The sequence below is a fragment of the Neptunitalea lumnitzerae genome (assembly GCF_027924185.1).
Lineage (GTDB): Bacteria > Bacteroidota > Bacteroidia > Flavobacteriales > Flavobacteriaceae > Neptunitalea > Neptunitalea lumnitzerae.
The window spans coordinates 163,017-185,279 of sequence record NZ_BRVO01000001.1 but is presented as its reverse complement, the minus strand read 5'-3'; the positions used below and the strand labels follow the sequence as shown (position 1 = coordinate 185,279).

General features: G+C 35.0%; 22 protein-coding genes. 12 read left to right on the top strand and 10 right to left on the bottom strand.

What is annotated here, in order from left to right; genetic code table 11:
* Positions 1–6 precede the first annotated feature (6 nt).
* From Y10_RS00770 to Y10_RS00725, 10 genes are all read right to left on the bottom strand, one after another.
* Positions 7–759, bottom strand: a complete 753-nt coding sequence (locus tag Y10_RS00770; RefSeq protein ID WP_281763448.1) for a LytR/AlgR family response regulator transcription factor — start codon at positions 757–759, stop codon at positions 7–9.
* Positions 756–3,647 carry a sensor histidine kinase gene (locus tag Y10_RS00765; protein ID WP_281763447.1) on the bottom strand — a complete coding sequence of 964 codons (2,892 nt, stop codon included), beginning with the start codon at positions 3,645–3,647 and terminating at the stop codon, positions 756–758. The genes Y10_RS00770 and Y10_RS00765 overlap by 4 nt, the downstream gene beginning before the upstream one ends.
* Before the next feature lie 129 nt (positions 3,648–3,776).
* Positions 3,777–4,406: a hypothetical protein gene (locus Y10_RS00760; RefSeq protein ID WP_281763446.1), complete on the bottom strand. Its 630-nt coding sequence runs from the start codon at positions 4,404–4,406 to the stop codon at positions 3,777–3,779.
* Positions 4,407–4,455: 49 nt separating this feature from the next.
* The gene (locus Y10_RS00755) at positions 4,456–5,235 is read right to left on the bottom strand and encodes an enhanced serine sensitivity protein SseB (protein ID WP_281763445.1); all 780 of its coding nucleotides are present in this window, start codon (positions 5,233–5,235) and stop codon (positions 4,456–4,458) included.
* 63 nt (positions 5,236–5,298) lie between these two features.
* Positions 5,299–5,736: a hypothetical protein gene (locus Y10_RS00750; RefSeq protein WP_281763444.1), complete on the bottom strand. Its 438-nt coding sequence runs from the start codon at positions 5,734–5,736 to the stop codon at positions 5,299–5,301.
* A 51-nt stretch (positions 5,737–5,787) separates the two neighbouring features.
* Positions 5,788–6,441 carry a signal peptidase I gene (lepB, locus tag Y10_RS00745; RefSeq protein WP_281763443.1) on the bottom strand — a complete coding sequence of 218 codons (654 nt, stop codon included), beginning with the start codon at positions 6,439–6,441 and terminating at the stop codon, positions 5,788–5,790.
* Positions 6,442–6,465: 24 nt separating this feature from the next.
* Entirely contained in the window at positions 6,466–7,101 is a 636-nt protein-coding gene (locus Y10_RS00740; RefSeq protein WP_281763442.1) for a hypothetical protein, read from the bottom strand.
* A 48-nt stretch (positions 7,102–7,149) separates the two neighbouring features.
* A complete protein-coding gene (locus Y10_RS00735) occupies positions 7,150–7,953 on the bottom strand; it encodes a hypothetical protein (RefSeq protein WP_281763441.1) in 804 nt (267 codons plus the stop codon).
* Between the two features lie 104 nt (positions 7,954–8,057).
* Positions 8,058–8,423 carry a hypothetical protein gene (locus tag Y10_RS00730; protein ID WP_281763440.1) on the bottom strand — a complete coding sequence of 122 codons (366 nt, stop codon included), beginning with the start codon at positions 8,421–8,423 and terminating at the stop codon, positions 8,058–8,060.
* 39 nt (positions 8,424–8,462) lie between these two features.
* Positions 8,463–8,993: a hypothetical protein gene (locus tag Y10_RS00725; protein WP_281763439.1), complete on the bottom strand. Its 531-nt coding sequence runs from the start codon at positions 8,991–8,993 to the stop codon at positions 8,463–8,465.
* 491 nt (positions 8,994–9,484) lie between these two features.
* Here Y10_RS00725 and Y10_RS00720 point away from each other — a divergent pair, with 491 nt between their 5' ends.
* From Y10_RS00720 to Y10_RS00665, 12 genes are all read left to right on the top strand, one after another.
* Positions 9,485–9,937 (top strand): hypothetical protein, encoded by a 453-nt coding sequence (locus tag Y10_RS00720; RefSeq protein ID WP_281763438.1) that lies wholly within the window; start codon positions 9,485–9,487, stop codon positions 9,935–9,937.
* Positions 9,900–11,117 (top strand): phage terminase large subunit, encoded by a 1,218-nt coding sequence (locus Y10_RS00715; protein ID WP_281763437.1) that lies wholly within the window; start codon positions 9,900–9,902, stop codon positions 11,115–11,117. Before Y10_RS00720 ends, Y10_RS00715 begins: the two co-directional genes overlap by 38 nt.
* A gap of 95 nt (positions 11,118–11,212) precedes the next feature.
* Positions 11,213–11,851 carry a hypothetical protein gene (locus Y10_RS00710; protein WP_281763436.1) on the top strand — a complete coding sequence of 213 codons (639 nt, stop codon included), beginning with the start codon at positions 11,213–11,215 and terminating at the stop codon, positions 11,849–11,851.
* Entirely contained in the window at positions 11,820–12,254 is a 435-nt protein-coding gene (locus tag Y10_RS00705) for a hypothetical protein (RefSeq protein ID WP_281763435.1), read from the top strand. Before Y10_RS00710 ends, Y10_RS00705 begins: the two co-directional genes overlap by 32 nt.
* Complete coding sequence (locus Y10_RS00700; protein ID WP_281763434.1) at positions 12,247–12,726, top strand: hypothetical protein; 480 nt, start codon at positions 12,247–12,249, stop codon at positions 12,724–12,726. The genes Y10_RS00705 and Y10_RS00700 overlap by 8 nt, the downstream gene beginning before the upstream one ends.
* Positions 12,727–13,724: 998 nt before the next feature.
* Positions 13,725–14,846, top strand: a complete 1,122-nt coding sequence (locus tag Y10_RS00695; protein ID WP_281763433.1) for a hypothetical protein — start codon at positions 13,725–13,727, stop codon at positions 14,844–14,846.
* Complete coding sequence (locus tag Y10_RS00690; protein WP_281763432.1) at positions 14,824–16,851, top strand: hypothetical protein; 2,028 nt, start codon at positions 14,824–14,826, stop codon at positions 16,849–16,851. The genes Y10_RS00695 and Y10_RS00690 overlap by 23 nt, the downstream gene beginning before the upstream one ends.
* 27 nt (positions 16,852–16,878) lie before the next feature.
* Complete coding sequence (locus Y10_RS00685; RefSeq protein WP_281763431.1) at positions 16,879–17,454, top strand: hypothetical protein; 576 nt, start codon at positions 16,879–16,881, stop codon at positions 17,452–17,454.
* A gap of 2 nt (positions 17,455–17,456) precedes the next feature.
* Positions 17,457–20,357, top strand: coding sequence for a hypothetical protein (locus Y10_RS00680; protein WP_281763430.1), 2,901 nt, complete (start codon positions 17,457–17,459; stop codon positions 20,355–20,357).
* A gap of 45 nt (positions 20,358–20,402) precedes the next feature.
* Complete coding sequence (locus Y10_RS00675; RefSeq protein WP_281763429.1) at positions 20,403–20,660, top strand: hypothetical protein; 258 nt, start codon at positions 20,403–20,405, stop codon at positions 20,658–20,660.
* A 29-nt stretch (positions 20,661–20,689) separates the two neighbouring features.
* Positions 20,690–20,881: a hypothetical protein gene (locus tag Y10_RS00670; protein WP_281763428.1), complete on the top strand. Its 192-nt coding sequence runs from the start codon at positions 20,690–20,692 to the stop codon at positions 20,879–20,881.
* 82 nt (positions 20,882–20,963) lie between these two features.
* A complete protein-coding gene (locus Y10_RS00665; RefSeq protein ID WP_281763427.1) occupies positions 20,964–22,229 on the top strand; it encodes a porin family protein in 1,266 nt (421 codons plus the stop codon).
* Positions 22,230–22,263: the final 34 nt, after the last annotated feature.

The following is a 22,263-nucleotide window of genomic DNA, read 5'->3' as shown; positions in this document are numbered from 1 at the left end:
ACAATCTTATAAAAAGATGTCTTTTATAACCGCAAGTAATTGTTCTTTTTTAGATTTGGCTATAGGAATGTGTGTTTGGTGGGGCAATATTAAATAGTCTCCTTCATTTTTTACCAGTTCTTTTACGTAGTGTAAGTTGATAAGGTAGCTACGGTGACATTTAAAAAACATGGGTTTGGTTTCTAATTGATCGGTAAAAAACTTTAGAGGTTTGCAAACTAGTTTCGTTTCGTTATTGCTTAAATGTACGTTGGTGTACATACCATCTGCTTCAAAATAAATAATATCTTCAAGTTCCATAAACAGAATTCCTTTAGGAACCTCAAGAGCTATTTTACTAACAGATAGCTGTTGTAGGGCAGTTTTTAAATTTTCTATTTTGGCGCTTAAACGTTGCTGGTCTCTTTGTGATAAAGCTTTTTGCGTAGCCTTTATAAGTTCGTCTTCATCAATAGGTTTTAGCAGGTAGGCAATGGCATGTAGCTTAAAAGCATCAATAGCAAATTGATGATATGCCGTGGTAAAAATGATTTCAAAATTTATTTGAGCTGGTTCAAAGTATCGGGTAATCTCTAAGCCGTTTTCTTCTGGCATTTCAATATCTAGAAAAACTACATCTATATCATTAGTTTTTAAAAGGTTTACCGCGGTTTGTAAATTGGCAGCTTCATGAATGGTACAATCGGTATAATAATCGCTCAGAAAAGTATGCAATAGTTTTCTGGCTCCACGTTCATCATCTACTATTAAAAAATTCATCTACGTAGGGTTTTTGTTGGTATGGTAATGCAAACTTTTGTTCCTGTAGGGGTTCCATCTTCTTCTTTGTCGGTATAGGTTACACGAGTTTGCTGTTGTTGTTGTGCATTTAAAATTTCAATACGCTTATCAGAGGCTTGTGTGGCAAACGATTTATGATTGGGGCGGCTTCTGCGGTTTATGGCTTGAGCAGCTTTTCTTCCAATACCATTATCATCAATGCATACCTCTAAATAGTTGTCTTTGGTTATAACGGTTAGCGTTAATTCTTTCTTTCCTTTTTTATGAGATAACCCATGCTTAATAGCATTTTCTATGTAGGGTTGTAATAATAAAGAAGGTACTAGCAAGTGTGTAGGCTGTATAGCAGCATCTACCTTTATATGGTAGGTAAAGCTACCATCAAATCTATTTTGTTCTAGGGTTAAATACAGGTCTATTGTTTTTAGTTCTTCTTCTAATGAAATTTCATTTACCTTACTATGTTCTAGGTATAAACGCATTAAACGAGAGAATTTTACCAAATAAGCACTTGCTAATTTTTTCTCGTTATTTACTATGTATTCTTGAATGGAATTTAAAGCATTAAATAAAAAATGCGGATTCATTTGCGAACGTAGGTTTTCTAACTGAAGCGCTGCCATTCTTTTTTCTGTAATAAGGTTTGAAATCTCTTCGTTCTTTTTTCTAATTCTTTGGTTGTTTCGGTATTTTAAAATACCAAATGCAATAAAGCCTATAAGCAACAAACACGCTATGCTAAACCACCATTGTAACCATATTGGTTTATTAATAGCTATCCCTATATTTTCTGTGGCTCCTTCTTTTAAGGTGTCTATAAAGAAGGGTTTTATCTGAAAGGAATACGTACCAGAAGGTACTGCTTGGTACTTTATACTATTTTGCCCAGGGGCAGTGGTTTGCCAATTATCTTCTAAACCTTTTAATCGATATTTATATTGTATAAAATCGGTACTGTTAAAATGATTTGTACTAAAGGAGAATTTAAGATTGTTAGTGGAATAGGGTAGTGTATAATTTTTTTGTAGAGTGGTATCCTTGTCCATAAAACTAACCGATGTAAAAAACATAGTTGGCTTATTATCTTTTACTCCTAAAAAGTCTTTTTTATTGGTTTTAAATACCTCCTTATTGGTGGTGTAAAAAAGTTGATTTTCGGTAATTTCTAATGCTTTTACAGGGTATACTACACCAAATCTAAGTCCGTATTTGCAGTGCTCTTTAGTTTTAGGAGTAATTACGTCAATACTTTTATCTGTAACAATCCAAAGTTTATTTTTATAGCTCTTTATAAACTGAATGTTGGTGTTATTTAACTCTAAAGGGTATGGAGTTAATTGGTTGTTTGATAGATAAAATAAACCTTTTGTTTTGCTAGCAATAAATAAAGTTCCATCATCTGTTTCAGCCATAGAGGTACTAAAAAGCTTTTCTCCGTTATAGGTGAGTTCTTGGTATGTGGTAGCTTCTTTATTGAACTTTTTAATACCAGATGCACTACTTAATATAATGCAGTTGTTTCTTCTACTATAATGGGCTGTATAGGCACGTACATTCTCTATAAGATGTTTTGTTTGCGTGGGTTTTCCAAAGTTTTTATAGAGGATAGATTTATCAAATGTCAAATACAATATATCATTGTCTATAATTTCAATAGCTTTGGAAACGTTGAGGGTGTTAATTTTTGTAAACTGTTGAGTTTTTAAATTGTATTTAAAACTTTCATTATCATTTATTCCAATATAAAGGCATTTGTTGTTAGGGTCTACAGTCATGGTACTTATGGTACTTTTCGTAGGAATAGTAACAACCTTACTAACACCTGTTTTTAGGTTGGTAAATACTAAGTTTGCCTTGTCTGTATAATATACAATTTGGGTGTCGCTAATTTTTTCAGACCCTACAATGTAACCCGTTTCAATGGGGTTATATGGTAGTTGAGATATGCTATTATTAGGTGATACACTAATACCATTTTGTAAGGTGGCTAGCCAAGTGTTTTGATGAATGTCAATTAAAACATCGCTAATTTTTTCACTTTCAAAAATGGTCTTTTCTACTGTTAGTTCAGAATTGGTCAGCTTACAAACCTGAACATGGTTGTTATCTGATATCCAGATATTGTCATTTACTTTAAAGATGTTGATAAGCCTTGAAAATGAAAAGTCCTTAGGAGTTTTTATAGGGGATATTTCCTTATTTTCTAGCTTAATAAGAACACTCTCTTGGTGATTTTTAAAAAATATATACGTAGTGTTGTGATACGTTAAAAACTTCGGGTTGTTTATATCAGCGTATGGAAGCGAAATTTCCTTTTCTTTTTGAAGTGTATTTTTATTTATATAAAGTAAGTGTTGTTGTTGGTCTATTACTAAATAGTGTTGCTTAGTTTCAAAACCTTTTAGTATTGGGGTGTCAATTAATACGGTAGTTTCTGTATCACTTACTTTTAATAGCCCTTTATTACTAAATAGCAATAACTGGTTGTTGTCTAAAACTCTAAATTCTGGTAGGTTACCATTTAAAATTTTAGAAACATCATATTTTAGCTCTATGTTTTGTTTGTTAATTTTAAAAAACTGACCATACACATTGGTAAACCAAAGGTTATTATCAGAGTCTTTGGTAAGGCAAAAAACCGCTATTCCTTTTTGGTTAGGAATTTCTTTTTTTTCAAATTCAGTACCGTTGTAACGTAGCAAACCATTGTTAGCAGCTACCCAAATAAAACCACGGCCATCTTGCTCCAAATCATATACTTCATTGTCTGATAGACCCGTTTCGGTTCTAAATGAGTATGTTATAGGAGTTTGTGCTTTAACAAGTAAAACAGTACAACAAAAAATAAAAAGTATGATTCTTTTCATAAGGGTTCTAAATATAGCAGTTTTTGCTCTTAGCACCTTTTTGTTTTTATGAAAGTAAGCTAATTTCTTTTTAAGTGTTCAAATTTCATGATAAAGTATTTTGTAAAGCAACTACCGCATACGTGTATATTATTTTTTGTAACGTTTTTCATCCAATACTCTTTGTAGTTCTTCTTTCGTTTGTTCAAGATGGTTTTGAAGGTATTCTTCAAAGTTTAGAATATCGTATTTCATTAATTCTAATATTCTAAAAACATCTAATGTTTTGGTCTCCGAGTTAATGTTTAAAAAAGCTTCTAGAGCATTTTCACTTAAATAGTCATACGCCTTCATTTTTTGATAGGCTTCAGATATAAGTTGAGTGGTGGGTATATTTATTTCCTGAAAAACACCATTCATCTTAGCACTTTCAAAAACAATATTATCTGGTTCTACAATACCTATACCTTTCCATGAGGGCAGTTGAAAGTGTTTAAATTTAGTATTGGAGTAATAGATAGCTTGTAAATCTGTCTCTGTAATATGTTGTGAAGTACTGTCTATTTCCTTTTTTAATTGGGTATGGTAAGCAACGCTATTTTCAAATTTTGTGATGTTGGTATGTAGTTCCGCAATAATAAATTCTAGTGTTTGTTCGGTGTTATTGTCAATTTTTCGTTGTTCATTACATTCATTTACAAACAACGCAAGTAGTACACCAAAGGTTACCATAGCGGCTTCAAAAATATGAGGTAAGTAAGATTTCTTAAATACTTTCATTGGGTTGAAATTCAAGTATTAAGGTACAAAAAAATAAGAAACAACAGAGTTAAGTTTCTCTCGTATAAATAGGGTCGGTTTGACTTGCAAAAAAATCACTTACCTCATTGGTAGGGTTAATAGCAATAATGTCTATAAAACGTCCATCTAAGAAGGGTACCGTTGCTGGCCCTACTGCTTGTGAGGCGGTGGTAATATCACCATCGGTATCAATGCCTAAAATCCAATGGGGTTCTTCACCTTTTTTCTCAGCTATACCAGCTAAATATGCTGCCTTTACTTCAGGTAGCTTTTTTAATTCTGTACAAATAGCATTTTGTAAGGGGGCAGGTATTTCTTTTGGTTTAAATAGCTGTACCTTGGTTTCTTCTTTAATAACTATTTTTTTTGATTTACCTTTTAAGCTTTCAAAAATGCTACCATCTAGCATGGTTTCAATTTCTGTGGCTAGTAGTTCTTTACCGTAATCAGAAAACGGGTTTAAGATAAATGCAGCACCTCGGGTGTTTTCAAATAAGTCTTGCCCTTTTAGCTGAGCATAACTTACTTTTTTATTGAAATAACCGTTGTCAAAAATACGTTCTTTAGCTGTAAATACAGGGAGTTTTCCTTTTTTAAGTGCAAGTATAGACAATGGAGCTCCTTTTTTGAGATCCTCGTCAGCAATGGGGCCATCCGTAATTGTAAACACGTTATCTTGCAACAATAAGTGGTAGAAATGAGCACGCGCCTCAATGTTAGAAGAAGCATCCATTAAAGCCTTTTCTAATGGATTTAATGGAAACTTTGGTGCTATTGGTTTCTTTTTAAAAAAGTCAAATAAACCCATACGTTGTTATATATGATATCTACAAAAGTAGTTAAAACTTGCTAGAGTTTAGGGGGGGATTTCCTATTCTAAATAGTCATCTGGACTTATGGTAATGTTGGTGAACGATTCGCCATTAGCATCGTAGTAACTATAAACAATAGTGGTTTTAAGTTTTTTATAGAGCGCCATGTCTTCATTAGTTCTAATTTCTTCTATCATTAAAGGCTTTACAGTGTTAACTACCATAGCTTCATCAATGTCATTTTTTTGAGCATTGGTTATGGTGTAGTAATAGGTAAAACTATTACCCTTAGTACTAGCACTATCGGCTCTAATAAACTCATCTACCATAAAGGGTGTTTTACTATTAAGTTCTTCTGCTAATGGGGGTAATACATCTTCTGGAGAGTCAGAACCGCCAGAAAATTGTTGAACTCCTAAATATGCTAGGGCAAAAAATATGGCAAATATGACTATATTAATGAGTTTGTTTCTTTTGGCTTGTGTTTGTTCAATCATAATAACAGCTAACATTTAAGTGCTGCTCAAAGGTATAAAAGTATTCTGTTTTTAAAATAACAACGTAGCATTAATATTCTTGATAGGAATGCACCCAAAGAATCTTGAATCATAAGAATTAGATCGGTTATCTCCCAACACAAAAACTGAATCTTGCGGTACAACATACGGACCAAAATAGGTAGAAGACCAAGGTTTTTGATATACTTCCTGAATATAAGAATCGGGAGTTTTGGAAGTCAATGCCTCAGGAGAACCTACAATTTTAGACTCACTTTTGGTTAGGTCTATCAGTATAGAATCTCTTGCATATAGGATACCATATTTTTGCTCACTTTCTGGTAGATAGCTTAGCATATTTTTGCCAATGGAATAACGTTGTTTAGTAGGGAATAGTTTATTGGTATTCTGACTATTTACGTAAAGGTTGCCATTTGTTATAAAAATGGTGTCTCCCGGTAACCCGCATAGCCTATGTGTTAAGGTTGTAGAAGAATCGGGTAAATGGTACACAATGTGGCTGTAGCGTTTAGGCTTTTTTAATGCACTAGCAACTATAACTTGCCCAGGTTCTAAAGTAGGCGAACTGCTTAGACTACTTATAGTATAGGCTTTTAGTATATATGAAGAACCTAAAAAGTAATAGACTGCCACAAATACTAATAGCATTATAAAGACGAACAAGTAGGTTTTATTTTTTTTCATACTGTTTTAATAAAACACCATAGGTTAAAATAATCCGTATAGGAAAAAAATAGGAAGGGCTAAAAATACCTTCGCTAAGTTAGGTTCAACCGTACGTATACGTTCACCAATGCCAATTAAGGATCCTGCAACTGCTAACTTAAAAATGAGTTCGGTAACAGACATTATTTCAATAGCATCATTAGTAAAGGCTTCCCCTATTAAAACCAGTAACCTAATGATAAGAAAAGCTCCTATAAGTATAATGTAAATACCATAATCTCGCTGGCGTTTTTCGGCTGTTTGCTTAGAAAATTTAGTAGTTAGCCACATAAAAACAATACCTAATACCAGTTTTACTAGGGCAGCAGGTGTTAGCGAGGTGCTTATCAAATTAATACCATAAATAGCCCAATTAATAAGCCATCTGTAACCTAGTAATACAGGCGGTAAAATAAACATGGTTAGAATAAAGAAACGGGCAAAACGTTCTCCGTTCATTTTTGGAATGATGAGTCCCAGCAAAGCTAACACAGAGGCTGTTGCAAAAGCAAGATAGATAATATAAACACTTAAAAATTCAAAAGGTGCAGCAAGCTGCTGAGCCGTAGTGGCGCACATAACAAATGAACTTCCTAATAAAAGCCAGTTGAATAATTGATTGCTAAAGGTAGGTTTCATGTGGTATGTGTTTGAAAATGTGTTAGATATATATGCTAAGATAAACTTTTATTTTTTTAATAAGCAAGCTACCATTTTACTAATCTTGGCTCCTTGTGCTACGGTATGTGTAAAGGTATACACTGAAGTTTGTACAATTGGGTGTTCACTTATTTTTTTCATTTGAGCTTCGGTTAATTCAAAGTAAGTGTAGTACACATATTCTGCAGCAGAGTTTACCTTTACTTCAATAGGGCAGGTAGTGTGTTCAATTTTAGTACCATCATCTAACAGTAGCCAAGCACCTTTTTTGTTAACTTCAAGTTCTTGCGTAGCTTGGTTTAAGTTAACAGTGTACATGGTTCCGTATTTTTTTGTTTCTGTACGACTAAAATACATACGGTCTTGTTGCTCGGTAGAATAATCTACCGCTTGGTGCTTAGGAAACTCTTGATAGGTAATGTATTGACAATAAAAGTCGGCAGGCAAATTGGGTACGTCTATAAAATCTAGCTCAAAAGAGCTTTCGTATTCTGGTGAATATTTATAATATACGGTACCAAGTTCTTCATTTGTTAATACCAATATATAATAGTCTTTAAACGGGTAATAGCTAGCTACTGTAAATTTTTTTCCATATAATAAATCATACTTTCTAACCCCAGGTTTATAAACTTCTTTTAACCTATCAACATCTTTAGAGTCTTCTTTCAATGCTGAATAAAAATTATCATAACCAAAGCGCTGAAAACTTTCAGATAACTGTTTTGGGGTTACGGTAGCACCTTCAAATAGGGTTACATTCTCTCCTGGAAACTGTGCCCAAGACATTACCGATACAAATAACAAGCAAACAAGTACTAAATTTTTCATGAGATACATTTTATAGTACGAAAGTAGTATGCAAAATGATTTTCGTTCTATGGTAAACCGTAACCTTACCCAATAATGAAAGTTAAAAAATAGTTGTTGGCTATTTAATATTCCCCCGGAGCTAAGGTAAGGGTATAAATATGTTCGCCAACACGATCGTAAAACGTGTATTTTAAGGTTAGCTCTTCAAAGTCTTTAAAAACTTGGGTGTCTGGATTGTCTTCATCTTTATGGTAAAACTCTTGTTCCATCATTTGTTCAAAGTGGGGTAGGTTAATTACTTTTTTTAAAACTTCTATGTGGAGGTGATACGTAACCTCTTTATCGCCAGTAATAGTAACGCTATCTACCATTACAGCATTATTTTTTTCTAAGGTGGCATTAAGCTCTGCTACTGTTTTTTCTAGTTTAGAGGTGCAAGAGGTTAATAATATACTACATAGAGCAAGTAATAATTGGTAAGGTTTCATAAAATGGATGTTTAAATATATAGACAACGAAATGATGAATTACATGGCGTTTATATGTTCTTTAGTTTTGGTATAGATAATATCTTTTACGTGTTCATTAATTTCATTTTCTAACAGTTGTTTTGCTGTTTTTCCAGAACAAATACCAAATATTTTTAAAGTTCCATTAACCCTTATGTTTCCTGAACACTTAATAAGTGTACCTTTTCCTTGGTAGTACACGTCAGAATAATAATTATAATGGGTTTCTATTGAATACGGAATGTATTTTATTAGTGGAATAAAACGAAAAGCACTTATTTTTTTCTCTTGGTTAGCACTTATGGTAAGAAGGTTTTTGGTGCCATCCTTAAAAAAAGTCCCGTTATCAATACCTTCTATATTCATATGGTATGTTGGATCTATATCAAGATTTAATAAATTTTCATCTGTTAGCATTTCTGCTGAGGTTCCCAATCCTGTATTTGTGAAATCTGTATTCTCCGAGGTACTGTATGAATTATATGATTTATAAATATTGACCTGAAAAGGTACAAACTCTCTTGCTATGAGAATGACTAAAATAATCAATAGTACTATGTAACGCTTTTTCAAGGGTATGTTTAATTAGTTGGCTTATTTAAAGGTAGGTATTTATTTGTTAGGATAAAAATTATCCTTGAGGAGGATGATAAATAACAAAACACGAAAAAATATTTCGTATTTTGAAAAAAGTGTTATCTTTGTAGCATAAGATTTTAATATTTCTATCTACTACAGATACCTAACAGAAAATATATTTCGCTTTTACAAGCTACCCTTTATCATAACAAATACCATCGTCACCCTGAATTTATTTCAGGGTCTCATTAGAGTGCGCCAATTAGTTCGTGATCCAGAGGCGTTAGGTTTGGCGCAAGACTTTACAGAGAAAACTCCTTGTTCTCGATACAAATTTCTATCGAAATTCACTCGAACTGACGGGGTTTTCATGAGCTTTTAAGAGATAGAAATGTTGAAATTTAAACCTTGAATTCCGTTTACGGATGAGATTTCTTAGCAAAAAAACTACATCACTTTTAATGCATAACAATAAAAAAGAAGTAGTAACCGGTAACCCCGATAAAATTCTTACCCTACAGGAATGGATCATAGAAGGGATGCCAGATTTTGAGCTGATGCAACGTGCCATGCAGCAATGGAGTATTAATAGGGCTACAGCAAAGGCATATGTACGGCAGGCATATCAGCAATGGAAAACTGATAAGGAAATTGAATTAGAAAACCGACGCAATGCTAAAATTGCCGAATTGCAACAGCTAAAATATACCATGAAAGAGGAGTATGCCGGTACCCCCAATGGTATTCGTGCCATACTTTCTATAGAAAAGGAAATAATGCGGTTAAGTGGCCTAGATGTACAAAAAGTAGATGTAACTAGTAATGGTAAAAGTGTACAATATATGCCTATTTGGGGCACTGTAGATCCTATTTTAGATGAAGATACAACAAACCACAGCAGCCAAGAAGATTGATGGTATGACCCTCCGTATTAGGGTATTGCAGGGCGGACAAGGGGCTAGTAAAACCTTTACCGTATTGTTGAAGCTGATAGACCAATGTATTAGTAGATCGGGTACTTCAGCTACGGTATTTCAGGCAGAACTTACAAAAATGAAACGTACTGTAATACGTGATTTTATGAGTATTATGAGAGCTACAGGTAACTGGTCTAAACAAGAGTGGAATAGTAGTACCGCTACTTATAGTTTTAGTAACGGGAGTTACCTGGAGTTTATGGGATTGAAGGAATCGGATATAGGAAAAGGTTTCCGTAGAGATATGGTCTATTTTAACGAGGCAAATCGCGGCATTACCTTTGAGGCATATCAACAAATTGCTTCAAGAGCCAAACTGATATTTATAGATTTTAATCCCGACCGTGAGTTTTGGGTGCATAAAGAGGTATTACCCTATGAAGATGCCGAATACCTACAACTTACCTTTATGGATAATGAGGCAATAGACCCACAGGAACGCGCTAATATTTTAGGGTATAAAGTAAAGGGATTTGTAGAGCCTAACCTAGTAGACTATGATATTACTAGCAATATCAGGTCGGCATATTGGGCTAATAAATGGCGGGTGTATGGTTTGGGGGAAACGGGTATTTTAGAAGGACAAATTTACCAATGGAAGGTTATTGATGGATTGCCACCAGAGGCGGAACTGTTGAGTTATGGACTCGATTTTGGGTATAACGACCCTACTGTGTTGGTAGAGTTGTATAAATGGAATGAGGGGTATATTGTAAACCAACGGCTATGGAAAGAGAAATTAGATTCAGATACCTTAAAACAAGAGGTACTAAAACTACATCTCAAACGTACCATTGCTATAAAAGCGGATGGAGCCCGACCAGAATTGATAGCCACACTCAAAAAAGCCGGACTTTCCATTGAATCGGTAGACAAGCGTAATAAGAATGATCGAATTTTATTGTTATCAGCACAAACTATTTGGGTAACCCGTAGCTCGGTACAATTAATAAAAGAAAAGGATAATTACGTATGGAAAAACAAAGGAGAAACCGGGTACGAAGATAGTCCGGTAGAATATGACGACCATGGCATGGACGCTACTCTTTACGCAGCCGATAAGGTAATTATCCGTTTAAAACCCAAACGCCAATGGGGTGGTAGTAGGGCGGTGTAGTTTTCCTGATAGCTCATGAGGAGTTGCATAACCATTAGGATATATAATTTGTTGCAGACAGCAACCTCATATTTCAAGTTTTAAAAATCATTATCATGTCTTTACTAAAAGACGTACTAAAAAAATTACAACGTAAACAGCCGTTTACCGTTGCTAATATATTTACTAATATTCCTAAGGTTTCAGAGTATCATTTATTACCAACCGACGTAAAAACTTTTGTAGAGACTGTAATTACCAGTGGTTTAAAAAGTAACAAAAATGCAAGGGTAAAGCGTGCTACAAAGGTACCTCTACAGCAAGATTTTTGGCAATTGTCATACGAAACCATTGTACAGTTAAGAACAGCTGTAGAAAATATGGATTTAGAAACGGTGTTTACTTTGGTGTATGGTATTACCGAAAAGGAGCTAAATCACATGGAGTTGTTCAATTGTTTTGCGTGTTACCAATGGGTTACCGATCAGTTACTAGAGATAAACAAGGTAGAAAAAGAATGTTTAGGCGATGAACCTTCTATAGAACAAAAAAATGCAGGAGTAGAGGAGTTGGAACAGTTTGGCTATGCCAACAGTTTAGACATGCTTGCTGGGGGTGATATTTTAAAATACGATGCAATACTTCTAAAGCCATATGCAGTAATTTTTAGAAAGCTGTATATGGAAAAAGTAAAACAAGATATACATAAAAGGTATCTGGAGTATGTTAGTAGAAAAACTAAAAGAAATAGCTAATGCCCGAGGCATGAGCTTTCAAGTAGGTGATGAACATTGGCAAAATTTGTTAGATGTTGCAGATGATGCCGATAAGACTTTTGCAGATAAAAGGGTTCATATGCTGTTATTCTCAGAGAAGGAGGCTACTTCGTACAGTAATTTTGGACCAGAAAAGGAAACATACACGGCGGTATTTCTTTTAGCTGTGAAAAGTAAAATAATGGATCCTGATTTTAATTATAAGTACGATGCTTATATAAAGCCTTTAAAGTTGGTAGCCAAGAGTATTGAACAGCGTGATTTTGGTAATTGTAGCGACTTAAAATTGAATAACTATAGCATTGAAGGGTGGCGAGAGAATTACTTAGATGCAAATCTAGATTGTGTAGAAGTGCATATAACTGTGGAATACAATGGATAGCACTATACAGGCATTATACCATAAATATGCGCAACGATTTATAGACCAGTTACAAGAAGTGTATGTAGCCAATAATATTATTGCTACAGGAGATTATGGAAAAAGTTTACTACCAGAGGTTGCGGAAACTGGTTTTATCATAAAGCATGCTATTTACGGGAAGGTAATTGATAATGGAAGAGGTGCTGGTAAAAGACCATCTATACCAAGTATTATGCGGTGGTTAGAAAACAAAAAAGGATTACCACCAAGTATGTTACGGGATAAACGACAAACGGCTTTTGCTATTGCCAATAAAATAGCGAGAGAAGGTATTAAAGTTCCGAATCAATACAATTCAGGACGATTGATAACTAACGTGGTAAATGATTTTTTAGCAACAGATGTGTATGAACTTTTAGGAGAGTTAGAAGTGTATTATAAAAAACAATTACAATACAGGATGAAGGGCGCCGTTACAGGACGCTACTAACCGAAATCGAAGATGCTCCACACGTCACCCTGAACTCGATTCAGGGTCTCATCAGAGTGAGAATGATACGCTATTGTTTGTTGCCTGAAAAGTCAACCAGTACGTGAGCTACCAGTGCGATGTTGAAATCGCAGATTCAACGTAGTTAATCAATTTCAACATGACGAGAAGGTAAAGCACGTCACCCTGAAGTTGATTCAGGGGCTCATCAGAGTGAGAATGATACGCTATTGTTTGTTGCCTGAAAAGTCAACCAGTACGTGAGCTACTAGTGTGATGTTGAATCGAGTTCAACATGACGAAAAGGTAAAGTACGTCACCCTGAACTTGATTCAGGGTCTCATCAGAGTGAGAATGATACGCTATTGTTTGTTATCTGTAAAGTCAACCAGTACGTGAGCTACTAATGCGATGTTGAAATCGCAGATTCAGCGTAGTTAATCAAGTTCAACATGACGAAAAGGTAAAGTACGTCACCCTGAACTTGATTCAGGGGCTCATATGAGTGCGTATGATGCACTGTTGTTTGTTGCCTGAAAAGTCAACCAGTACGTGAGCTACTAGTGTGATGTTGAAATCGCAGATTCAACGTAGTTAATCAAGTTCAACATGACGAGAAGGTAAAGCACGTCACCCTGAAGTTGATTCAGGGGCTCATCAGAGTGAGAATGATACGCTATTGTTTGTTATCTGTAAAGTTAACCAGTACGTGAGCTACTAGTGTGATGTTGAATCGAGTTCAACATGACGAAAAGGTAAAGTACGTCACCCTGAACTCGATTCAGGGTCTCATCAGAGTGAGAATGATACGCTATTGTTTGTTATCTGTAAAGTCAACCAGTACGTGAGCTACCAGTGCGATGTTGAAATCGCAGATTCAACGTAGTTAATCAATTTCAACATGACGAAAAGGGAAAGCACGTCATCCTGAACTTGATTCAGGGGCTCATATGAGTAAGAATTCTAGGGACTTCATATTTCTAAAAAACAAATACAAGATGGCCGTAATCATCTATAAACAACCAGAAGGAACCTTGTTGCCAGCATATAATAATGCAATAATAGAATTTGGTTCCGATACCGCAATGGCAGCAAGAGCCTTAGTTAAGGTAGGAACATTTACGTTTGAGCTTACACCCAATCAAGGTGTATTTTATATCAATTTGAAAGATGTAATAACGCTCTTATTTAATCAGAATGCATTTGCCGATACCGTTTCTGTTCCAGTACCAAGTACCTTTTTGTACCCAGATGCTAATTTGTATCTGGAGCAAGAAGTAATCTTAGAGGTAATACTGTATGACGGACAGGTAGAAACGTTTACCCAAACATTTTCTTTTGTGAAAGCAGTAGCACAACAATTGCTACCTCTGTTTACTCAGAATAATTTACTTCGGGTATTGGTTCCATCAGATAGTAGCACCAAGCAGGTAACTTATTTTGAAGGATTGCCCATGGATGTGGCACTATATTCTAATAGTGTACGGACAGTGCAATTAACGCATGTAGCTACGGGTACCACGGTAAGCGTTAATATATTAAAAGGCGTTAACCGCTTGTTTCTTTCGAATGGGGAAACAGGGCAAGGTTTTGAAGCACAAATGCCGCTATTTGTAGGTTTAAATGAAATAACCATTACTGTTGATACTACCCATAGCAGTTCTCTTTTTATTACGAAAAGAGAAACGGATTGTGGTGTTTATCTAAAATGGTTGAACGCTTCAGGCGGATGGTCGTACTGGCGTTTTCATAAGTACTATGAGGAGTCGTTAAAAACAAGTGATTTAGATACCATTAATAATGACTTTTTTAATTTGGAAGAAGCCCAAAGCGGGCAATTATCGAGAGGAAAGGAGACGGAACGCTCGCTGAAATTAAGTTCCGGATTTCTGAATAAAGAAGAAAAGTTATTGGTGTCAGAATTGTTTGCTGCTCCTAAAGTATATTATTATCATCAAGAACCGATGCAACCTTTTGCACTTACCGATTGGAAAGAGGTAAATGTAAAATCAGGTTCCTATGCTGTCAATAATACCCGATTGCAAAAAGTAGAGTTCAGGCCGGTTATTGAGTTGCCTATGCAATATGCCCAAACATATGCAGGTAGAAGTATTTTTTAACGAGCAAAAGCTGGATGTAGACGATGCTACCAAAATTTCAGAAACCAAACAGATCAACGATTTTTTTGAAATTAGTGACCGACAAACCAGTTATACCAATACGTTTAAATTACCTAAAACAGCTAGAAATACTACGATTTTTAGCGGACATAGTATTCCGGGTATTACCTCATTAACGCCGTACCAATTGCACAAGGTGAGTGTGTGCCGAAACGGAATACCTACCATACAAAATGGGTTAGGGTATTTAAAAGAAACTACCGATGCATATAGTTTGTATGTGTATAGTGATGTGGTGGATTTATTTGATACCGTTGCTGATAAAAAATTGGCGGATCTTAACTTATCCATGTATAACCATACGCTTACACAAAGTACGTTTTTAGATTCTTTTCAGCGTACTAGCGGATACATCTACCCGATGGCAGATTATGGAAAGTTAGATAACGGTATAGTAGAATGGAACTACACAGTACCCGCTGTTTTTATAAAGAGCTTATGGGATAAGATTTTTCAGGAAGCCGGATTTCAATATGAGTATAAAGGTAGAGTACCTGAAAATAACAATCCTTTTAATCCGTTTATTACAGAAGAATGGCAACAGTTGGCTATTACCTTAGATGAAGGTTTTTCAAATGATTTAGATGGAGATGCACAGCACATTTTGAACTTATATAGGGTAGATTCGGTAGAAGATTTTGGCGTTTATATGCCTACATTTTTTGGTTATCTAGCCTTAGTCCAATATCCTGAAGGGGAGGTAAGCAAGTATTTGCAATTTACTACAGGTACAGATGTGCAAGGTTTGCATCAGTATACCAATTCAGAACAATACAACCGTTCTAGAATACGTATTCAGCAAGATGGTTTTTATAAAATTGAAATAGACGGAATGCTTTACAATACCCATACTGATGGCATGGCTATGTACGTAGAGCAAAATGGTATTAATATATGCACCGTAATAGCTGATGTAACAGATGCTACCGCAACAATAGGTTTTTCAGAGCGATTGTATTTACAACAGGGAGATGAGCTATTTATTAAAATTGTAGCAGTAGCTAAAGAAAAAGAACTGTACTACGGCTACAATGTAAACCTTAACTTTTTTACAGATAACACAGATATAGCAGTCAACTTTGGTTCTTATTTTCAAAGTATTAGTCAGAAAGATTTTTTAAAAGATATCATGTGGCATTTTGGGTTGTTGTGTAGAAGAAGCGGACAAACCTATGAGTTTATAGCTATAGAAGAATTGTTATCGCCCAATGCTTATTATAGCGGTTATACCCTTACCGCAAATGCTATTTACAAAGATTGGTCGGACAAGCTACACAGTATAAATTCTTTAGATACCCGAATAGGCGGATACGCACAAAAGAATATTTTTTCATACCAATATGCTAATTCCAATGTAAGTTTTGCCGATGCCACATTACCAGTACATGATGCTACTTTAGATACCGAAAAAGTGCTCATTAAACGTATATATAATGCCTCTGAAAGTTCGTCTAAAGTAATGAACGGGGTTCGATTACGGAAGTGTACGGTATATGAGAAAGAACTTGAAGACGATGGCACATTGAAAAGTGTTAAGAAAATAAAGTCGAAGCCTTATTTGGTGAGAATTAAAAAGAAGCAAGGTACATTGTTGTATAAACAAGCGGGGGCGGAGAATTATTATTCCATTACCACCCAAATACCGTATGCTACTTTTGATGAGCTTGATTGGAATTTTATACTTCCAGAAAAGTATGCGGCTTTTGCGAATATGCTTAGTTATGGTAAAAAGTATGTGGTAGAGTTATTGTTAAACAGTGCTGATATTCACATGTTAGACTTTTTTAAACTAGTGTATTTAAAACAACTAGGGAGTTTGTTTTACATTAATAAAATTAGCAATTATTCTGGTGATGGGTTTACTAAAGTAGAGCTTATACAGGTGCGTAGCAGAGAACGGTTACGCCAGTTTAGTGATGACTTTGGTGACGACTTTAGTATTTAGATTTCTTTTAGGTAACACGTAATTATCATGTCAGTAGAAACTAGAGATGGCATACAAGCCCATATAAACAATAATATTTTTGATAACAACAATAAAGAGATTTTAGCAGCCATGGTACGCGAGGTATTGGTAGACTTTAAAGACTCTTATTTTAATTTATTAGACGATACACTCGAAAATCAACAATACAATAATACTACAACATTAGCACAAATGTTCGCGGCTTCGGCTAACATACCTCCAAAATGGGGTTCAACAGGTTTTTTTAATATTACGAATAGTGAAACTTCGTTTGATATACCGGCCTATTCTGGCGGTAGTGGTATTGTTACAGGAGCTACGTACCATAGAATAGGAAGTTCTACCTCTAAAGATGGTAGGGTAGAGATAGATTTAAACCTTACTGATAGTAATCGGAAATTTATGGTGCAAATACATACCCAAGATTATACAGATGCCACAATGAACAATAGTAATGACATTTGTAGCCCTATTATTTTTCTTGAAACCGCTAACAAACTACATATAGGTCTAAAAGAGCTCGATTCAAATCATCAAGATCTTCGCATAGAGGTTTTCGCATTTACAGTTAGTACTACATAGTTATGGAACAGGTAAAATTAATTTCCTTAGATATAGATATTGATAAACTTACTGCTAAGGCAAAAACTGCCGAACTGCAAATGGTAAGTTTACGGGAAGAAGTAGCTGCTTTGGGTAAAGAATTGCAAAGTAGCAGTCAATATATTATTGCTTATAAAAACGCTTTAGAAGAATTAAAAAACAGAGGGGAAGCTAATAGCAAACAGTTTAAGAAAACACAATCGGAATTAGCAGATTTAGAAAAGTTGTACAAAAAACAGATAGCAACATGTAAAGAACTGCAGAAAGCCTTAACATTAGAAGAAGATAGGTTTGTAGCTCTGAGTAAACAAGTAACCGTATATACCAATTCGGTAAAAACACAAGGGGCTGAAGTTGGTAAAACTTCGGCAAGCTTTAAAACCCAAGAACAAGCCATAACTAAAGTAGCTACCTCTTATGAAGCTATGGCTGTTAAGGTTGATAAGGCTAAAAAGAAGAATAAAGGATTTTTAGAGGCTTTAAAATCGGTAATTAGTGTCAAGAGTACTTTACAAGATAGCTTTTTTAAAGATTTACAAATTATACCAGGATTCAATACTACCATTAAATTGAGTACTGATAAATTAATAAAATATATAAAAAAACAATGGGAAGTCGTGAGCGCCACCAATGGAACAGCCAAAGGAATGAAAGTACTTAGAGCGGCTTTTATATCTACAGGAGTAGGGGCTTTAGTAGTGGCCTTAGGATTATTAGTTGCTGCACTTTCAACCTCAGAAAAATTTACAGATGCTTTAAGTAAAGTAATGGCTCCTTTACAAGGCGCTCTTAAGGGTATGGTATTGGTGATACAAGATTTGGCTTCGCATATTACAGATATTGCTCAAGGTGCCTTTGGTCAGTTTAAGGATCATTTCATTATTCTAAAAAACACGTTTTTAAATGGAGTAGACCTCATGCGTTTGGGGTGGAATAAGCTTACGGGCGACCAAGAAGAGGTAACTAAAATACAGGCAGAGATGAAGGCGAGGCAAGAAGAAATTAACGATGCTATGAAGCGAACTGTGCAACGAAATAAAGCCCTTGTGGAGGGATTAAAGGGGTATGCAACCATGATTGATGATGCCAGCAAAGCTCAAGAGAAGATTCTCAAGTTAAGTACAGATATTGAGAATAGTGAAAATGCCTTAATTCTAAAAAAGGCACAGATTAATAAGAAGTTAGCAGAACAGCAACGTATTGCTAATGATATTAATGCTACGGAAGCAGCAAGAAAGGCAGCTGCTGAAAATGCCTATCAGCTTTCTAAAGAACTGGTGATGGAAGAGAAATCATTATTAGCTGTTAAAATCGAAAAAAAAGAGCTAGAGAATCAATTAAATGGAGATAATAGAACTGCGCAGGGAGAATTAAATCAGTTAAAAGCGCAAGAGTTAGTGCTAGGAGATCAGTTGTTGGGGTTAGAGCAAGATAGGCAACAAGTATTGGCCGAAATAAAATTAGATAAAGAAGAACAACTGAGCAAACAATTAGATGCAGAAATAAAAGCTAACGAAGACGCTTTACAACTTTTCATTGCCAAAGAAGGAGCAAAACGCAAGACAGTAGATGAAACTATTGATTATGAAAAACAGGTACTAGAAAAGCGTTTAGAACTTATACAGCAAATGGGACAAAAGGAAAACTGGTCTGTAGATAGGTTAGAAGCTGAAAAGTTAGAACTTAAAAATGCTTATAACCAAAAGCATGCCGACTTAACAATAGAGCGAGCGGAAGCAGAGCTAGAAAAGTTTAAAGAAACACATCAATCTAAATTAACCAGTAATAAAATTTATTCCGATGAATTATTAGCACAGGAGCAGCAACGTTTTGACGATTTAGCGCAAAAGGAAAGAGATTTTCAAGCGTTACGTTTAAAGGAGGGAGAACTAACCCAACAAGAGTATAATGCGGCTATAGATGCTATAGATGAAGAAAACCGATTAAATAAAGAAGCAGCAGAACAACAGCGTGAGGAAGGCAGAAAGGAGAAAGAAGCCATAGACCTAGAGAATGAGCGTGTATTACAAGGGGAAATGTATAACCTAAATTTACAAGCACGGTTAGATGATTTAGAGCAGCAACGCTTAGTAGAAGTTGCTGCCGCTGAAAAAGTGGGTGCTGATGTAACCTTGATTAATGACAAATATGCCAAACAACGTAAAGATATTGAAGCAGAAGTACGCAAGGCAAAGCTTGAAATGGCTACCTCAGTATTCGGTCAAATATCAGATTTGTTGGGGAAGGAATCTAAAGTGGGTAAGGCAGCGGCTATTGCAGGAGTAGTGGCGGAGAAAGCATCTTCTATAGCAAGTATTGTAAGTAATACGATGGAAGCCAATGCCAAAGCTGCTTCAATGTTTCCCTTAACTGCTGGGCAACCTTGGGTAACAATTAATACTGTAAAAGCAGGTATAGGGGTAGCAAAAACAATAGCCTCTGGTAAACAAGCCATAAATGAAATAACTAAGGCAGAACACGGAGCTGTTTTTGATATTGGAGGTAAACGCCATAGTAGTGGAGGAACTAAGTTTTATGGGGAGGATGGAACCACATTTGAAGCAGAGCAAGGAGAAAAAATGTTTGTACTGAATAGAAGAGCATCTGCGGCTGTGGGTCCGTTGTTGAGTAGCATTAATCAACGTCATGGTGGAGTATCCTTGGCAAGTGGATCTAATTACCTAGCGGCAGGCGGACAAATACTTAGAGAGAACAATGCGGTAAGTAGAGGAACTAGTATAGATTATGAAACCTTGGCTTCAAAAATAGGAGACCAAGTAGCTATGGCAAATCAAAGTTTACCAAGTCCGGTTGTAACGGTAGAAGATATCAATACGAGTCAGAATAGGTATGCTAGCGTAGTAAATGGAGCCAATATTTAGTGGTTTTTATTTTAAAGAGTTCTGTGTTGTTTTAATTTAAAAACCGTGCAAAAAGAGATCAAAGCAATTATAGATGGGTGGCGCAATTACTTTCAGGGGAGTAGTTCTGTAGGTTTAACATTAGCCCAAGAAAGAGCGGTAATATGTAGCACTTGTGAATATGCAAAATACGGTAAGCATGCCGCCATATTACCCGATGCTCAAATAGGAAATATACAAGGGTATTATTGTGGTGTTTGTAAATGTCCGTTAAGTACAGCAGTTAGAAGTTCGGGGTATGAATGCCCAAAAAACAAATGGTAAATATGTTATATACAAAGCTTAAACACCGAGTGAAAATTATTAAAGAATTAACCTATTTAGGAGTAGTTTCTCCTAATTGGTTACGTGATATAAGAATCTTTGAATTGTTTCATTCTTTACCTTCAGATTTGTGCGTGTATTGTAAGTATGAGGTAATAGCAGACCGTGAGGGAATTAGTTCAGAAAGAGTAAAACATATTGTATTGAAATTGGGACGTTAGTAATACATAAATAGCATAATATCTTTTTTTATGTAGGTAATAGTACTATTTTTACTCCCAACCAATAAATAATAAAAATTAAATGAAAAAACTACTCGCTTTGTTAGTTTTGCTAACAACTTTACCTGTATGTGCCCAAATTGAATTTGAAAAAGGCTATTATATAACTGAAACCAACGACAAAGTAACAGGGTATATAAAAAATCTCGATTGGCGTTTTAACCCTGAATCATTTGTGTTTTCAAGTACTTTAAATGGAGAGGAAAAAGAGTTATCTATAAATACCGTAAAGGAGTTTGGGATTGATGGTATATCTAAGTATGTTAAATATTCAGGTACCATAGATATGTCTACAAGAACCATACAAAATATGGATCATAATAGTCAGCCTGTCTTGGTAGATAGAACAGTGTTTTTAAAAGTATTAACAGAGGGTGAAGCTACCCTTTACTATTTTTTAGATAAGAATGCAGAGTCTTTTTTCTTCAGCAAAGGTAGTGGCGCTATTGAAGAATTAGTGTTTAAAGAATATGTAGATGATAGTCAGAATTTAAGACAAAATAATGCTTTTAGAAATCAGTTATACAGAAATCTTAAAAGTAGTCAGATTACCTTAAAAAAAATAAAAGGTACCGATTATAAGAAAAAGGAGCTGATTGAAATTTTTGAATTGTATAACAATAGTAATGAAGCAACGGAAAAAGGAAAGAAGAAAACATCTTACAAGAAAAAGAATTCTTCTGAGTTTACTTTCTTATTAAATGTGCGTCCTGGAGCTATGTATAGCTCTTTTAGCACAGAAAGAGAAGGACAGAATAGTTTACCTGAAGTAGATTTTGAATCAAAAATAGGTCCGCGTTTGGGTGTAGAACTTGAGTTTGTACTGCCGTTTAATAAAAATAAATGGAGCATTATAGTAGAGCCAACATATCAATTTTACAAAGATGAGCAAACAATTACTTACTACGGCAGTAGCACCATGGTTACAGAGTATGAAATGGAATTGGACTATGCATCTATAGAATTACCAGTAGGAATACGTTATTATTCTTTTTTATCAGACAAAACACAATTATTCTATAACGCTGTGTTTACTGTAGATTTAGCGTTAAAAAATGAGCTTACTTACGGAGGAGGGTTTAATTATGCTAATGGAGATTCATTAAATACTTCTACAGGTACAAATGTTGGCTTAGGAGTAGGTGTTAGATTTAACAATAGACATAGTTTAGAAATTAATTACAAAGGAGGTAGAGAATTATTAGGTGAATTTCCATCTTTAAATGGAAAATTTTCATCTATTTCTTTAATCTATGGATATAACATTTTCTCTAGTTCAAGAAAATAGCAATTAAAAAATATTAGTTTTTGAAAGCAGTGTG